This is a genomic window from Bhargavaea beijingensis, from assembly GCF_900101985.1.
In the GTDB taxonomy this organism is placed as follows: domain Bacteria; phylum Bacillota; class Bacilli; order Bacillales_A; family Planococcaceae; genus Bhargavaea; species Bhargavaea beijingensis.
The window spans coordinates 1-13,079 of the sequence record NZ_FNAR01000024.1; the positions used below are offsets into that span (position 1 = coordinate 1).

Annotated in this window: 14 protein-coding genes and 12 tRNA genes; 21 read left to right on the plus strand and 5 right to left on the minus strand. The window is 54.3% G+C overall.

Annotation, left to right across the window (positions count from 1 at the left end; genetic code table 11):
- Positions 1 to 195: 195 nt before the first annotated feature.
- From BLT01_RS13090 to BLT01_RS13145, 12 genes are all read left to right on the plus strand, one after another.
- Positions 196 to 270, plus strand: a tRNA-Met gene (locus BLT01_RS13090).
- 2 nt (positions 271 to 272) lie between these two features.
- Positions 273 to 348, plus strand: a tRNA-Asp gene (locus BLT01_RS13095).
- Between the two features lie 10 nt (positions 349 to 358).
- Positions 359 to 434 (plus strand) — tRNA-Phe (locus tag BLT01_RS13100).
- 3 nt (positions 435 to 437) lie between these two features.
- Positions 438 to 513: transfer RNA gene (locus tag BLT01_RS13105), tRNA-Thr, on the plus strand.
- Between the two features lie 5 nt (positions 514 to 518).
- Positions 519 to 602, plus strand: a tRNA-Tyr gene (locus BLT01_RS13110).
- Between the two features lie 5 nt (positions 603 to 607).
- Positions 608 to 681, plus strand: a tRNA-Trp gene (locus BLT01_RS13115).
- Between the two features lie 12 nt (positions 682 to 693).
- Positions 694 to 769: transfer RNA gene (locus BLT01_RS13120), tRNA-His, on the plus strand.
- Between the two features lie 50 nt (positions 770 to 819).
- Positions 820 to 895 (plus strand) — tRNA-His (locus BLT01_RS13125).
- 1 nt (position 896) lies between these two features.
- Positions 897 to 968: transfer RNA gene (locus BLT01_RS13130), tRNA-Gln, on the plus strand.
- A gap of 5 nt (positions 969 to 973) precedes the next feature.
- Positions 974 to 1,049, plus strand: a tRNA-Gly gene (locus BLT01_RS13135).
- Positions 1,050 to 1,058: 9 nt separating this feature from the next.
- A tRNA-Cys gene (locus BLT01_RS13140) sits at positions 1,059 to 1,132 on the plus strand.
- 31 nt (positions 1,133 to 1,163) lie between these two features.
- A tRNA-Leu gene (locus BLT01_RS13145) sits at positions 1,164 to 1,248 on the plus strand.
- Between the two features lie 156 nt (positions 1,249 to 1,404).
- On the opposite strand, the gene BLT01_RS13150 is transcribed toward BLT01_RS13145, so the two are convergent.
- On the minus strand, positions 1,405 to 1,968 hold the full coding sequence (locus BLT01_RS13150) for a DUF6143 family protein (RefSeq protein ID WP_092098494.1): 564 nt from the start codon (positions 1,966 to 1,968) through the stop codon (positions 1,405 to 1,407).
- A gap of 440 nt (positions 1,969 to 2,408) precedes the next feature.
- Positions 2,409 to 3,395 (minus strand): diaminopimelate dehydrogenase, encoded by a 987-nt coding sequence (locus BLT01_RS13155; protein WP_092098496.1) that lies wholly within the window; start codon positions 3,393 to 3,395, stop codon positions 2,409 to 2,411.
- A gap of 246 nt (positions 3,396 to 3,641) precedes the next feature.
- On the opposite strand from BLT01_RS13155, the gene BLT01_RS13160 reads away from it, so the two are divergent.
- The 3 genes from BLT01_RS13160 (at position 3,642) to BLT01_RS13165 (ending at position 4,935) form a co-directional block, all read left to right on the plus strand.
- Positions 3,642 to 3,881, plus strand: a complete 240-nt coding sequence (locus BLT01_RS13160) for a glutaredoxin family protein (protein WP_092098498.1) — start codon at positions 3,642 to 3,644, stop codon at positions 3,879 to 3,881.
- Positions 3,882 to 3,959: 78 nt separating this feature from the next.
- Complete coding sequence (locus BLT01_RS15530; RefSeq protein WP_281241530.1) at positions 3,960 to 4,082, plus strand: hypothetical protein; 123 nt, start codon at positions 3,960 to 3,962, stop codon at positions 4,080 to 4,082.
- A 118-nt stretch (positions 4,083 to 4,200) separates the two neighbouring features.
- On the plus strand, positions 4,201 to 4,935 hold the full coding sequence (locus BLT01_RS13165; protein ID WP_092098499.1) for a glucose 1-dehydrogenase: 735 nt from the start codon (positions 4,201 to 4,203) through the stop codon (positions 4,933 to 4,935).
- A gap of 52 nt (positions 4,936 to 4,987) precedes the next feature.
- Here BLT01_RS13165 and BLT01_RS13170 read toward each other — a convergent pair whose 3' ends face one another.
- Positions 4,988 to 5,443: a cupin domain-containing protein gene (locus BLT01_RS13170; RefSeq protein WP_092098549.1), complete on the minus strand. Its 456-nt coding sequence runs from the start codon at positions 5,441 to 5,443 to the stop codon at positions 4,988 to 4,990.
- Between the two features lie 208 nt (positions 5,444 to 5,651).
- Here BLT01_RS13170 and BLT01_RS13175 point away from each other — a divergent pair, with 208 nt between their 5' ends.
- The gene (locus tag BLT01_RS13175) at positions 5,652 to 7,079 is read left to right on the plus strand and encodes an MDR family MFS transporter (protein WP_092098501.1); all 1,428 of its coding nucleotides are present in this window, start codon (positions 5,652 to 5,654) and stop codon (positions 7,077 to 7,079) included.
- A 233-nt stretch (positions 7,080 to 7,312) separates the two neighbouring features.
- Positions 7,313 to 8,770 carry a carbon starvation CstA family protein gene (locus BLT01_RS13180; protein ID WP_092098503.1) on the plus strand — a complete coding sequence of 486 codons (1,458 nt, stop codon included), beginning with the start codon at positions 7,313 to 7,315 and terminating at the stop codon, positions 8,768 to 8,770.
- A gap of 220 nt (positions 8,771 to 8,990) precedes the next feature.
- On the opposite strand, the gene BLT01_RS13185 is transcribed toward BLT01_RS13180, so the two are convergent.
- Positions 8,991 to 9,506, minus strand: a complete 516-nt coding sequence (locus BLT01_RS13185) for a DIP1984 family protein (RefSeq protein WP_092098505.1) — start codon at positions 9,504 to 9,506, stop codon at positions 8,991 to 8,993.
- A 12-nt stretch (positions 9,507 to 9,518) separates the two neighbouring features.
- Positions 9,519 to 10,208: a B3/B4 domain-containing protein gene (locus BLT01_RS13190; RefSeq protein WP_092098551.1), complete on the minus strand. Its 690-nt coding sequence runs from the start codon at positions 10,206 to 10,208 to the stop codon at positions 9,519 to 9,521.
- A gap of 61 nt (positions 10,209 to 10,269) precedes the next feature.
- Here BLT01_RS13190 and queG point away from each other — a divergent pair, with 61 nt between their 5' ends.
- The 4 genes from queG to BLT01_RS13210 all read left to right on the plus strand — a co-directional run bounded on the left by queG (position 10,270) and on the right by BLT01_RS13210 (position 12,865).
- Entirely contained in the window at positions 10,270 to 11,424 is a 1,155-nt protein-coding gene (queG, locus tag BLT01_RS13195) for a tRNA epoxyqueuosine(34) reductase QueG (RefSeq protein WP_092098507.1), read from the plus strand.
- Positions 11,421 to 11,891 carry a tRNA (uridine(34)/cytosine(34)/5-carboxymethylaminomethyluridine(34)-2'-O)-methyltransferase TrmL gene (trmL, locus tag BLT01_RS13200; RefSeq protein ID WP_092098508.1) on the plus strand — a complete coding sequence of 157 codons (471 nt, stop codon included), beginning with the start codon at positions 11,421 to 11,423 and terminating at the stop codon, positions 11,889 to 11,891. Before queG ends, trmL begins: the two co-directional genes overlap by 4 nt.
- 358 nt (positions 11,892 to 12,249) lie before the next feature.
- The gene (locus BLT01_RS13205) at positions 12,250 to 12,552 is read left to right on the plus strand and encodes a hypothetical protein (protein WP_092098509.1); all 303 of its coding nucleotides are present in this window, start codon (positions 12,250 to 12,252) and stop codon (positions 12,550 to 12,552) included.
- Between the two features lie 34 nt (positions 12,553 to 12,586).
- Positions 12,587 to 12,865: a hypothetical protein gene (locus BLT01_RS13210; RefSeq protein WP_092098510.1), complete on the plus strand. Its 279-nt coding sequence runs from the start codon at positions 12,587 to 12,589 to the stop codon at positions 12,863 to 12,865.
- Positions 12,866 to 13,079 lie beyond the last annotated feature (214 nt).

A 13,079-nucleotide genomic window follows, 5' to 3' on the forward strand; every position in this document is an offset into this window, starting at 1 on the left:
AGCTGGGAGAGCATCTGCCTTACAAGCAGAGGGTCGGCGGTTCGAACCCGTCATCCTCCACCATGTAATATTTGTAGTGTGATCGCGGAGTGGAGCAACGAGCAGTGCAATGGCTGCGAGTTACACCGACAGCGAAGCGTAAGGTGTCAATGCATCAAGCGCGCAGAAATACCAGTGAGCAATCTATATGATTATCGCGGAGTGGAGCAGTGGCAGCTCGTCGGGCTCATAACCCGAAGGTCGCAGGTTCGAATCCTGCCTCCGCAACCAATGGTCCCGTGGTGTAGCGGTTAACATGCCTGCCTGTCACGCAGGAGATCGCGGGTTCGATTCCCGTCGGGACCGCCATTTTTTATACGGCTTGGTAGCTCAGTCGGTAGAGCAAAGGACTGAAAATCCTTGTGTCGGCGGTTCGATTCCGTCCCAAGCCACCATCTGCCGGCCTAGCTCAATTGGTAGAGCAACTGACTTGTAATCAGTAGGTTGGGGGTTCAAGTCCTCTGGCCGGCACCACCCATGGAGGGGTAGCGAAGTGGCTAAACGCGGCGGACTGTAAATCCGCTCCTTCGGGTTCGGCAGTTCGAATCTGCCCCCCTCCACCATGCATAGGGGCATAGTTTAACGGTAAAACAGAGGTCTCCAAAACCTCCGTTGTGGGTTCGATTCCTACTGCCCCTGCCATTATTGACTGCGGCGATTGTGGCGAAGTGGTTAACGCATCGGATTGTGGTTCCGACACTCGTGGGTTCGATTCCCATCAGTCGCCCCATTTCATCGTGAACCTCAAGGTCTCCGGGGGTCAATCAATTTTATACTGTGGCGGTTGTGGCGAAGTGGTTAACGCACCGGATTGTGGTTCCGGCATTCGTGGGTTCGATTCCCATCAGCCGCCCCATTGGGGTATAGCCAAGCGGTAAGGCAACGGACTTTGACTCCGTCATTCGTTGGTTCGAATCCAGCTACCCCAGTTTTTGCGGAAGTAGTTCAGTGGCTAGAATACCACCTTGCCAAGGTGGGGGTCGCGGGTTCGAATCCCGTCTTCCGCTCCATTTTTTTTCGGCGGCATAGCCAAGCGGTAAGGCAAGGGACTGCAACTCCCTTATCACCGGTTCGATTCCGGTTGCCGCCTCCATTTTTTTATTTCTGCCTGATATTTCAATCATGCCGGTGTGGCGGAATTGGCAGACGCGCACGACTCAAAATCGTGTTCCTTACGGAGTGTCGGTTCGATCCCGACCACCGGTACCAACGACTATACTTATGACACGGCACCTGCTTCTGCAGGTGCCGTTTTTCTATACGTTTTTGGCTTGTCCTTTTCTGTCTGTTCCGAGCACCAAAGCAAAACCGCTTTCCCTCTGTGTACAGGGGGGAAGCGGTTTTTTCGTTGATCTGCGATTTGAATCACTGCCATTTGTCCGTTCGGCGATTCTTTTTTATCTTTTCTTCAAACCAGCCGAATGCAATTTCGGCCCGTATGATTCCGTTAGCAGGTGCAATAAGAACAATCGTAAAGGAACCGTTGGGCGGAAAAATAAACTTTCCGTCCTCATCACTGGCTAACGTACTCTTTGGGGGAACAATCCTCCTAAATGCCATGACTCCTTTTTCCGGTATACCTCGGACTCCCTCTGCGTAAGCGATCTTTACTTCAGGTTCGGGAAGCGGGAAAAGTGCCGTGTTTGCAGGCGTCACTTTTCTTGAGATTTTTGACTCTCCAAAGGGAAGAGCATTAAACCAAATCTCTGCTTCAACGGACAGGTCGGAATGATTGGTAATGGTGAATGCATTTACAAAGAGATCGATACCGGATTTAAAGGGGTTGATTAACCCGCCCCACGCATTTTTTCCTTTTCCCACACTAATGCGCTCCGTTTGACCGACGAAATACCGTCCCTCCAGCGATTGATATAAGGGATTGGGGATGTTCACCGTTTTGCTCAATGGTTCCTGATCAGACCGTTCCATACCATATTCCTCCTCTCTAAAGGATATGAAACAGAAATGAAGAGGATTGGACGAGTGTCTTCATTCAACAACTCGCCTAGCCTTATAAGAAATGACAAGTTCTATGTATCCAGAATGTAACAGACGAGGTTTGTGCAAGGTTACAGTGTGGCTGGCCGTGTATCTCCGGGTACCGTTTCCTCTCGACTTCTCTGTGGATGTGCCGGAAGTGTCCGGAAATTCCTGAACCGCTTGAAACACCATAGAAGACCAGGCATTATAAAGTTTTGGAGTGGGTCAGCAAAGTCAGTGGAAACCGGCTTTCTGTGCCCATTTCCTGTGACCTCAAAAGACTTAAAATGATATTGCTGAATTAGAGATGTTAAAGGGGCAATAAACAGGGCGCTCCCGTTTAGCGGGAACGCCCTTTGATGATAAATGTCGGTAAGGCTTCTTCTATCTTACAAGAAGTCTTTTCTCAGCTCTTCTGCAGAACGAGGCGAAATGTAGCCCGGTGCGATATCATAGACGGTTTTGGCGCCGTACTGCTTGTCCAGGCTCATCCGGTGTGCGGCCCTTGCGTAGGCGACGAGGACGCTTGCCGTGAACTCCGGATTGCTGTCGAGTTTCAGGGAGAACTCATAGATCTGCTTGTTGCCGTCCCCGGTGTTGCCGCCACGGATCACGAATCCGCCGTGAGGGGCTTTGGAGTGGTCACGCTTTAGTTCTTCTTCGTTGATGAAGTTGACTTCCGTGTCATAATCGGCAAAGTAGTTCGGCATCGTCTTGATCTCGTTTTCGATCGCTGCCTGGTCGGCACCTTCTTCGGGGACGATGTAGCAGACGCGGCGGTGCTTTTCTGCTGTCGATAATTCAGGGTTTTCCCCGCTGCGCACTTTTTCCATTGCCGCATCTGCGGGGATGGTGTACTGCACGCCGTTTTTAACGCCGCTCACACGGCGCACAGCGTCGGAGTGGCCTTGGCTGAGGCCCTTGCCCCAGAATGTGTAGTTCTCACCGTTAGGCAGGATGGCATCGGCCATGACGCGGTTGATGGAGAAGAGGCCCGGATCCCAGCCGACGGAGATAATGGCAGTCGTGTTGTTTTTTGCGGCCGCCTCATTGACGCTTTGATAGAACTCGGGGATCTTCGCATGGGTATCAAAGCTGTCTACTGTGTTGAACATGCTGGCAAAATGCGGCGTCTGTTCCGGCAGGTCATGTGCCGAGCCGCCGCAAAGCACCATCACATCGATTTTATCCTGATAGCCGGCTGCCTCGGATATGTGGGCAACATGAATGGATGGATCATCCGGATTCAGGGATTCCGGTTCTCTTCTCGTGAAGATGGCGACAAGCTCCATATCCGGCGACTGCCGGATGGCTGCGACTGCACCTTTTCCGAGATTTCCGTACCCGACGATGCCGATTCTGATTTTCGATTCCATATTCTCATCTCCCAATACCTAAAGTTGTTCGCTTCATTCTCAATCGACCCGGACTTCATTGTTCGAAGCTTTTCGGAATTCAGGGTTTTCCTATTATAGCATTAGCGGAATGGTGTGATAAATAAAGATGGCCAAAAAGCTTCCGAGAATAGGAGGGGATCTTCTCTTGGGCAGGAACCGATTCTTGGCGGACTCGTGCCGGACCGTATACACTATAATCAACAACAAGTTGAACGGAGCAATCTAATGGAACCGAATGTCATCATCTATACGAACACCCTTTGTCCGGTATGTGCAATGGTCCGGAATTTTCTCGATGATCACGACATCCCGTATTCGGAAGTGAATGTCGACTTGCATCCGATCGAGATGCTGAAACTGATCGGCAAAACCCGCCGGCTGACCGTGCCGCAGACATCCGTCAATGGCACATTCATATCCGGATTCGATCCTGTCGGCATCCTTAAGCTGATTCACCCGACCTGAGCACCCGCTTATTGTTTAGCTTTCTGCCCGAATGGGTAGAAGTTATGTATTGGAAGGAAAGAAGGCAGGTGAACGCTATTGACACGTCAATGGAACTTTATCATCGAAAATAAACTCATCACCGTTTACGGGAAGGATTCCCGCCAGGCGGAAGAGCAGGCGAGAGAACTATTTAGCGAATTACAAGAAACTGAGCAGTGAGGCACTGTCCATGATGGGCGGTGTTTTTTACATTTTGGTGAAATGGAGGTTTCCCGCTCGCTTAAGCGGGAAACCCTGTATATCCTTAAAGAGAACAGAATCAATGGAGGGATACATGATGAACAAGTTGGAAGGAAAAGTTGCAATTGTAACAGGCGGTGCACGGGGCATGGGCGAATCCCATGTACGGAAATTCGTGGATGAGGGCGCGAAGGTGGTCCTGACAGATTTGAATGAAGAAGGCGGCCGCGCACTGGCTGAAGAACTGGGCGAGTCCGTCCGGTTTGTCAGGCAGGATGTAACAAAGGCAGAGGACTGGCAGGCTGTGATCGAGGAAGCGGAAGCGGCGTTCGGCCCGGTTCAGATTCTCGTCAATAATGCCGGCATCAGCATGGCAAAGACGATTTTTGACCTGACGGAGGAAGAGTATCGCAAAATTGTGGACATCAACCAGATATCCGTCTTCCTTGGCATCAAAGCGGTTATCCCGTCGATGCAGAAAGCCGGCGGCGGTTCGATCGTCAACATTTCCTCAATGAACGGACTGGTCGGAGGCGCGCCGGGTTATACGGATACGAAGTTTGCCGTTCGTGGTCTCACCAAGGCAGCTGCACTTCAGCTGGCTGGACTTGGAATCCGCGTCAACTCGGTCCACCCTGGCGTGATCGAGACGCCGATGGTGACAAAGGGGGATGCGGTCGACCAGATCAAAGAATTTGCCAAGCATATTCCGCTCAAACGTGTCGCGAAATCGGAAGAAGTCTCGAACATGGTGCTGTTCCTTGCGTCGGATGACTCCAGCTACTCTACAGGATCGGAATTTGTCATCGACGGCGGCTTGACCGCAATGTAAATCATGAAAGAAGCTGCCTGCAACCGCGGGCAGCTTTTTTCTGTTAATTGGGTTACTTGGCTTCCTTGGCATCCGCTTTTGTCGGATGGACGGTGCCGGCCGGATGCTGCGGTGGGGCATAGATGGAATAGAGTTTGATCGGAACCGGGCCTGTATTGGTGAAGTTATGATAATAGCCGGCAGGGATGATGAATGCATCATCTTCTGTGATATGCCGGGTGAACTCCGGCCGGTCCGGAGTACGGCCCATTTGGACGATGCCCTGACCTTGCTCGACTCTCACGAACTGGTCGGTACCCGGGTGGATTTCCTGGCCGATGTCTCCTCCGGGAGGAATGCTCATCAATGTTACCTGCAAGTGTTTGCCGGTCCATATTGTTGTCCGGAAGTTCGGGTTGGCGAGAGCGGCTTCATAAGTATCAACGACGTAAGGGCGTTTGCCGTGATCACGGAATAAGGTCGGAGTGCCTGGGTGCCGGTACCCGGCAGCAGGATCCATTCCGGTCATCCAAGGGCCGGAAACAGGCATCGGTGTCCACATTCCGCAAGAACAGGGAGAAGGAAACGGCGGGTGTCCCATAAACAAACCATTCACTTCCTTTTTCTGATGTCCCGATAGCCTATGCGCGAAAGCCGGAATTTGTCCGGAATGGGCAGAGGATTGTTTTTCACTTATACTGACGGTATCACCATGCTGAAGAAAAGAGGAAATCCCCATGCAGCAATCTGAACAGTCTGCGGGTCTTCCCGCATACAACCGGACGGTCATTTTAATCGTCCTGATCACGGGGGCGTTTGTGGCCCTGCTGAATCAGACGCTGCTGATTGTGGCGCTGCCGCCTATCATGAACGATTTCTCCATTGACGCCAATCTGGCACAATGGGTGACAACCGCTTACCTGCTGACCAACGGAATCCTGATTCCGGTCACTGCGTTTCTGATTGAACGTTTTTCAAGCAGGCGGCTGCTGTTGGCCGCAAGCGCCCTGTTTGCTGCAGGTACGCTCGTCGCGTCCGTTGCCCCGAGCTTTTTCTTTTTGCTGGTCGCGCGTGTGATCCAAGCGGCCGGAGCGGGGATGATGATGCCGCTTATGCAGACGATCCTTCTGACGATTTTCCCGGTAAACCGGCGCGGCTCCGTTATGGGTCTTGTCGGGCTGGCCATCGGATTCGCCCCGGCCATCGGACCGACGCTGGGCGGCTGGGTGCTGAGCTTCGGTTCCTGGCGGATGCTCTTTACTATCGTCTTGCCTCTGGCCGTGCTGCATCTGATTGCCGTGGTCTTTTTCATGAAGAATGTCACCCGGCAGCGTCCGGTCAGGATTGACCATCTGTCCGTCGTTCTCTCGACGCTCGGCTTCGGCGGCCTGCTGTATGCCTTCAGCAGTATCGGCGGGGAAGGGTGGCTAAGCCTGACCGTGCTGATTTCCACGGCGGTCGGTGCCGCGGCACTGTTCTTGTTTATCCGCCGGCAGTTGTCACTGGAGACACCGATCCTGAATTTCAGCGTATTCCGGTCGCGTGTTTACCGGCTGATCATACCGATGGGCATGATCACTTTCGCGCTCCTGATCGGCACTGAGACGCTGCTTCCGCTTTATATCCAGAATGTCCGCGGCGGGACGGCGTTCGAGTCCGGACTGCTGCTGTTGCCTGGCGCCATTGCCATGGGGGCGATGTCTCCGTTTTCCGGCCGGATTTTCGACCGGTTCGGAGCAGGGTGGCTCGTCGTCACCGGGTTTGCCCTCCAGGTCGTGACGACGGTGCCGTTCGTCCTCATGACGCCGGACACACCGCTCGTCCTCCTGGGGCTCGTTTTCGGCCTCCGGATGCTCGGCCTGTCGATGCTGATGATGCCGCTCAGTACGGCGGGAATCAACTCGCTGCCCGGCAAGCTCATTCCCCACGGCACCGCAATGGACAATACGTTCCGGCAGATCGGGGGATCGATCGGAACGGCTCTTCTCGTTTCCATCATGACGGGTACGGCAGTTGCCATACAGCCGATGCCGGACCCTCCGCCGAGTGCGCTCATGACCGGAGTCCGTGTGGCTTTCCTCATGGGTGGCATCCTGGCTGTGGCCGGATTCATCCTGGCACTCCGGCTGAAAAAACTTCCCGCCGCATCCGTGCCCGGAGAATAAGCGCCCCGTGCCTGTGGAAATGGACCAAGCATACCGGCCGGGTTAACCCACCGGCCTCTTCCCTGCTAACAGGGAGGAGGCCGTTTTGTCGTTCGTGTGGCGTTCCTTGTCATTGATCCGATACAGCATCGGCCATATTAGAAAACAGACCGTTCCCATTCATCGAAAGATATTGAGTTATCTGTCTCGAGTGATAAAATTGGGCCATACAACAGAGAGAAGGGGATGGACAGATGATCACGTTTTTGCTGAGTATCTTGCTGCTGATTGTTGGCTATTTTACATATGGGAAATATGTTGAAAAAGTGTTCGGCCCAAAGAACGAACGGCCGACGCCTGCTTATGTCAATGCGGATGGTGTGGATTATGTGCCGATGTCGACTCCTAAAAATTCGTTGATCCAGCTGCTGAACATCGCCGGCACCGGGCCGGTGTTCGGTCCTATTGCAGGCGCGCTGTACGGGCCGGTTGCGTTTATCTGGATTGTCATCGGTTGTATTTTTGCGGGAGCGGTCCATGATTATTTGACGGGGATGATTTCAATCCGTAATAGGGGGGCGCATCTTCCGGAGCTGGCGTCCAAGTTCTTGGGGAATTTCATGAAGCATGTCGTCAACCTCTTTGCGCTTCTTTTGCTGATCCTGGTCGGAACGGTGTTTGTCACTTCCCCGGCGATGTTGATCAATGTCATCCTTGACGGTAAAGTGGCTATCGGCATTCTGGTTGCAATCATTTTCTTGTACTATGTTTTGGCGACTTTGCTTCCGATCGATAAAATTATCGGACGGTTTTATCCTTGGTTCGGCGCACTGCTTGTGATTTCGGCATTGGGCGTCGGAATCGGCCTTGTGGTGACGGGGGCGCCGATCCCGGAGCTGTCGTTTACCAATATGCATCCGGGTGACCTTCCGATCTTCCCGCTGCTTTTCTTCACCATCACTTGCGGTGCACTGTCCGGATTCCACGCGACACAGACGCCGATCATTTCCAGAACGACCAAGCAGGAAAAGGAAGGACGCAAGATTTTCTATGGCATGATGATTGCTGAAGGGATCATCGCCATGATCTGGGCGGCTGCCGCCATGAGCCTGTTCGGCGGCTACGGCGGCCTGAATGGACTGCTTGCTGCAGGCGGGCCAGCGGCGGTGGTCAGCGATGTCTCTGTCATGATGTTGGGTGCTTTCGGGGGAACCCTTGCAGTTCTCGGCGTGATCATCCTTCCGATCACTTCGGGGGATACCGCATTCCGTGCGGCCCGTATGATCATTGCCGATTACTTTAAAATCGGGCAGGCCAAGATTCTGAGCCGCCTCTGGATCGCGATACCGCTTTTCGTGATTTCTTTCGTTCTGACGAAGATCGATTTTGACTTGCTCTGGCGCTATTTTTCGTGGGCAAACGGCGTGACCGCCATGATCGCCCTCTGGGTCGGCGCGATGTATCTGTTCCTGCAGCATAAAAACCATTGGATTTCGACGATTCCGGCGATCTTTATGACGTCGATGGTGTTCGTGTATATCCTGTTCGAGCCGACGATGGGCTTCGGGCTCGACTTGACCGTCTCTTATATCGGCGGGATCATGGCGACCCTGATTGTGACGGCATCGTTCTTCATCTCCGCAAACAGGAAGCGGGGGACGGAGCTGTTGTTGGACGAGGATGTATCCGGGTTTAATCGGGCTGCAATCTGACTTGATAGTATTCAAAGACATATGAAAACGCCCCGTTCCGCCAAAGCGGAAGGGGCGTTTTACATGGCCGGACGCCTGCAATTCGATGGGAGGCCATTGCGTTTGCCGTGGTTGGTCATGGGTGATGGGTCACAGCGTAACGGGTGACCGGTCATCGGTTTCACTAAAGTTAATGGCGTCCGGGCCATGCCCCGGAAAGGACTCTCACCTTTCCGGAGGATCAATAGTAGGCGCTGTCGTCAAAGTCGAGGGTGACGGTGTAGTTCTTCGCGTTGATGGCATTGGAGAGCTTGTGCGCCCGCCGCTCGGCTTCCTCGGCTTTTTTGCGGTAGTCCTCAGGATCGAACATGGCCACGCGGTAGACGACCGTTCCTTCCGCATAGCCAAACTGGATCTCTTCCTTTTGGGCATGGGAGAACGACTTGTATACCGATGACTGGGCCCGCAGCTGGGTCGCAAGTTCGATCGCCTCGACGATCGGCATGGTGCCGCCTTCAAATTCCACTTCATTTTCAATGTTGGCCTGGTACACGAGCCGGTCGAGTGTTCGGCTGTCTTTTCTCACCTGTTCCAGTTCCTGTTCGATTTCGGTCATCGTCCTGCGGCCGGTATCGGGCTGCTGGCCCTTTTCCACTAGCACGAATGCGCTTCGCTCCAGTTCATCATTTAATTCGAGAATGCGGCGGCCAAGGACACTTTTCAGCTTGATGGCCTCCGCCAGATTAATCTTGCCCATCAGGATTCCCCCTTAGATTTCAGCTGATCGGTTGCCCGCGTGCAGAATCTCCCCCGTGAATGTTCCGCCGGCTGCGGAAGTAAAGAAGATGCCGGTCTCCTCCAGAAGACCTTCCGCTTCTTCAACGGTCATGGACGGCTGGAGGTAAAGGACATGGAGCGCCCCGGTCGTCTGCCCGGTGACGGCGGTCCTCTTCGAGTCGACAAACGGGCTGCCGAACGGTCCCTGTTCATCGGAGGTCAGCAGGAAATTTTCGAGATTGTTGAGCCTGCCGTTCAGGCCCTCGTATTCGTCCTCCGCGGAACCTTTGCGTATCATGATGTTGCCGCAGATAGCCGAGAGGTCATACAAGCCGTACGGAATGCCTTCACGGATGGAGAAGAAGTTGTTCAGATCCACGCCTAGATTGATGACGCCCGGCATCTGGCCTTTTTTCACCCGTCGGATCAGCGCTTCCGCGGAAGGGCGGTAACGGCCAGGATCCTTGCCGAATACCTTCCATACGCTGCGCCATTCGGCAACACCCGGGATGTCGGTCACATTTTTGTCTTCCAGGTCGATCTGCATCTCCTGGTAAAAGTAGCCGATTCGCCCCTTCAGCATTCCGGGAGCGTCAGCGGTACTGATTCTGTTATAATGAAGGATGCCGAATTTCAGATCCGGCACTTTTTCGAACAGGGTTTGGTCTACTTGAATGTTCACGGCGATCACCTGTAATTGTGACTTTTCATATATCGTACCACAACAGAAAGGAGCAGTCCCAATGGATACCGTCACCCTGCAGCAGGAGCTCCGGGCATTTGCGCGGGAAGCGGGCATCGACAAGATCGGCTTCACGACTGCCGATCCTTTCCGCGAGATGAAGAACCGGCTGCGCCGCCAGCAGGAAGCGGGCTTCCAGTCCGGCTTCGAAAAAGGATCTCTTGAGGAACGGACGGACCCCGCGCTGCTCCTGGAAGAGCCGGAAAGCATCATCGCCATCGCGGTCGCCTATCCGTCGAAGCTGGACGGCGCGCCGAAGGGCAGTAAAGGAGCGAGGCGGGGAATGTTCTGCCGTGCTTCCTGGGGCCAAGACTACCATGACGTCCTCAAGGAAAAGCTGGCACTGCTAGAGGCTTTTATCCTGGAGCGGGTGCCCGGCGCCCGTCTCCGGTCCATGGTCGACACGGGAGAACTTGTTGACCGTGCGGTGGCGGAACGGGCCGGGATCGGCTGGTCGGGGAAAAACTGCTCGATCATCACGCCGGAATTCGGGTCATATGTCTATCTGGGAGAAATGATCACGAACATCCCTTTCGAACCGGACGAACCGATTGAAGACGGGTGCGGCGACTGTACGCTCTGCCTCGACATTTGCCCGACGGGCGCTTTGATCGAAGGGGGCAGGCTGAACGCCCAGCGCTGTATCGCTTTCCTCACACAGACCAAGGGCAGCCTGCCGGAAGAATTCCGGACCGAGATCGGCAATCGGGTGTACGGCTGTGACACCTGCCAGACAATCTGCCCGAAAAACAAAGGCATGCATAACCGGATCCAGGAAGCGTTCCGTCCCGATCCGGAGCTGGTGAAGCCGCTTCTCGAACCGCTCCTGAACTTGTCGAACCGAGAGTTCAAAGAAACATTCGGCCACATGTCGGGCTCCTGGCGCGGGAAGAATCCGATCCAGCGCAATGCGATCTATGCACTCGGCCACTTCAGGGAGGAATCGGCAATGCCGGAGCTGTCCCATATCCTCCGTGAGGATGTCCGGCCATATATGCGGGGTGCCTCTGCCTATGCGCTCGGCAAAATCGGCACGGAGGAAGCGGAGACCGTCCTCCGGCATGCCGAATCCCGCGAGCGGGAAGAGGAAGTCCTGGAAGAGATCCGGGCTGCGCTGCGCCGCATCGAAGACCAGAAAAAGGAAGTGCGCGAATGATTCACGTCGTTTTACATGAACCGCTGATCCCGGCAAATACCGGGAACATTTCCCGCACCTGCGCGGGCACCGGGACCCGGCTTCACCTTGTCCGTCCGCTCGGATTTTCGACCGATGACCGGATGCTGAAGCGGGCCGGCCTGGATTATTGGGAACACGTCGACCTGGAGTACCATGACCGGATCGAGGACGTATTCTCCGCCTATCCGGACGGTGATTTCTATTATCTGACGAAATTCGGGGAAGGGAACTATGCCGACCGGGACTTTTCGGATTCCGATCGTGACATTTTCTTCGTTTTCGGCAAAGAGACGAGCGGCCTGCCGAAGGACCTGCTTGCCGCCCATCCGGAGCGCTGCCTGCGCATTCCGATGAATGACCATATCCGTTCGCTCAACCTGTCGAACACGGCGGCGGTCCTCGTATTTGAGGCGTTGCGCCAACAAGGATTCCCGGGCCTCCATTGAGGGGAAATGGGCATACAAAAAGGGACTGCCTGAGCGGCAGCCCCTTTTTCTCAGCGGCTTGTCGTGTTATCTTTCGCAGTGCCCGGCTTGTCCTCGTAACCGCCTGTGAAGATCGCGGAAAGGAAAGCGAAGCACACGCCTAGGATCAAGAGAGTGTTCATGACGTTACCTCCTGGTTCGAAGTTCGATCTTCAACCAGTATAACGCATCCCGCATAAAAAGAAAATGGGGCGCGGATGTACAATCACACAGTCCCCCGGAATCGCCAAAAATCCGACAAGGAATCACAGCAGAAAATGAAACTTTCGGCCTGTCCGTCCGTATAACAGTCAAGACTAAACGAAAGCAGGGATTACTCATGAGAGCATCCACCATCATGCGCTGGGTCACGGGACTGGGAGAAGCCTTTCTCGCCATTCCGTTCCTGGGCGGCCTATATGTCATCAGTTCGGGCTACTCATTGCTCGGTGTCATGTTTGTCCTCCACATCATCACGCTCATCCTCGCCATCCGGGACTATTCCGCAAAGTCCGGCTCCGTTGTCGGCCTCGTGACAAGCGCGATTGCCTGGATTCCGGTCATCGGTTGGTTCATGCACGCAGTGTCCGCGGTGCTGCTCATCATCCAGGCCGTCATCTCGCATCCGAAGCGGCACTATTGATGGCTGATTATAAAATAGGGAGACCCGTACACGTATGAACTCTTCGATTCCGCTGATGCTCCTCGGCATGGCGCTCGTCTCGGGCGGCCTGTTCGGGGTCATCTTTATGACGCTGTATCAGAAAAACAGAAAAGCCGGACTGGCCATGCTGGCCACTGCATTGCTCGCCGCGCTTTTTCAGCTTTATCTGCTCTTTACCCTGTCGCCATGGCTCACGGCTGCCGTCTTCGTGATCTATGCAGTCATTGGGGCAATCGTCGCCATGACACTCAAGAAAAAGCGTCAAGTGTCGCCAGGCAGACCCCATAAATAATAAACGGTCCGGTACCTCTCGCGAGGCGCCGGACCGTTTATTTTGGTTAATGTCAATGTTTCAATTCGCCCAGCTTATGCGATGTCCTCGATGCGACTGAGGAAGCCCCTTAAGGTGATGGCTTTGAAATCGATGCTGAGTGCATCCAAACTTGGCGTGGGTGAATCCAATTCCACCGTGAGTGCTTTCAAATGCGGGGGCGTGTCCGAGGGTG

What these genes read in the sequence shown, in the direction of transcription:
- BLT01_RS13205 (WP_092098509.1), top strand. Translation starts at nt 12,250, where the DNA reads ATGAGAGCATCCACCATCATGCGCTGGGTCACGGGACTGGGAGAAGCC.
- BLT01_RS13185 (WP_092098505.1), bottom strand. Translation starts at nt 9,506, where the DNA reads ATGGGCAAGATTAATCTGGCGGAGGCCATCAAGCTGAAAAGTGTCCTT.
- BLT01_RS13210 (WP_092098510.1), top strand. Translation starts at nt 12,587, where the DNA reads ATGAACTCTTCGATTCCGCTGATGCTCCTCGGCATGGCGCTCGTCTCG.
- BLT01_RS13160 (WP_092098498.1), top strand. Translation starts at nt 3,642, where the DNA reads ATGGAACCGAATGTCATCATCTATACGAACACCCTTTGTCCGGTATGT.
- BLT01_RS13165 (WP_092098499.1), top strand. Translation starts at nt 4,201, where the DNA reads ATGAACAAGTTGGAAGGAAAAGTTGCAATTGTAACAGGCGGTGCACGG.
- trmL (WP_092098508.1), top strand. Translation starts at nt 11,421, where the DNA reads ATGATTCACGTCGTTTTACATGAACCGCTGATCCCGGCAAATACCGGG.
- BLT01_RS13170 (WP_092098549.1), bottom strand. Translation starts at nt 5,443, where the DNA reads ATGACCGGAATGGATCCTGCTGCCGGGTACCGGCACCCAGGCACTCCG.
- queG (WP_092098507.1), top strand. Translation starts at nt 10,270, where the DNA reads ATGGATACCGTCACCCTGCAGCAGGAGCTCCGGGCATTTGCGCGGGAA.
- BLT01_RS13155 (WP_092098496.1), bottom strand. Translation starts at nt 3,395, where the DNA reads ATGGAATCGAAAATCAGAATCGGCATCGTCGGGTACGGAAATCTCGGA.
- BLT01_RS13180 (WP_092098503.1), top strand. Translation starts at nt 7,313, where the DNA reads ATGATCACGTTTTTGCTGAGTATCTTGCTGCTGATTGTTGGCTATTTT.
- BLT01_RS13175 (WP_092098501.1), top strand. Translation starts at nt 5,652, where the DNA reads ATGCAGCAATCTGAACAGTCTGCGGGTCTTCCCGCATACAACCGGACG.
- BLT01_RS13150 (WP_092098494.1), bottom strand. Translation starts at nt 1,968, where the DNA reads ATGGAACGGTCTGATCAGGAACCATTGAGCAAAACGGTGAACATCCCC.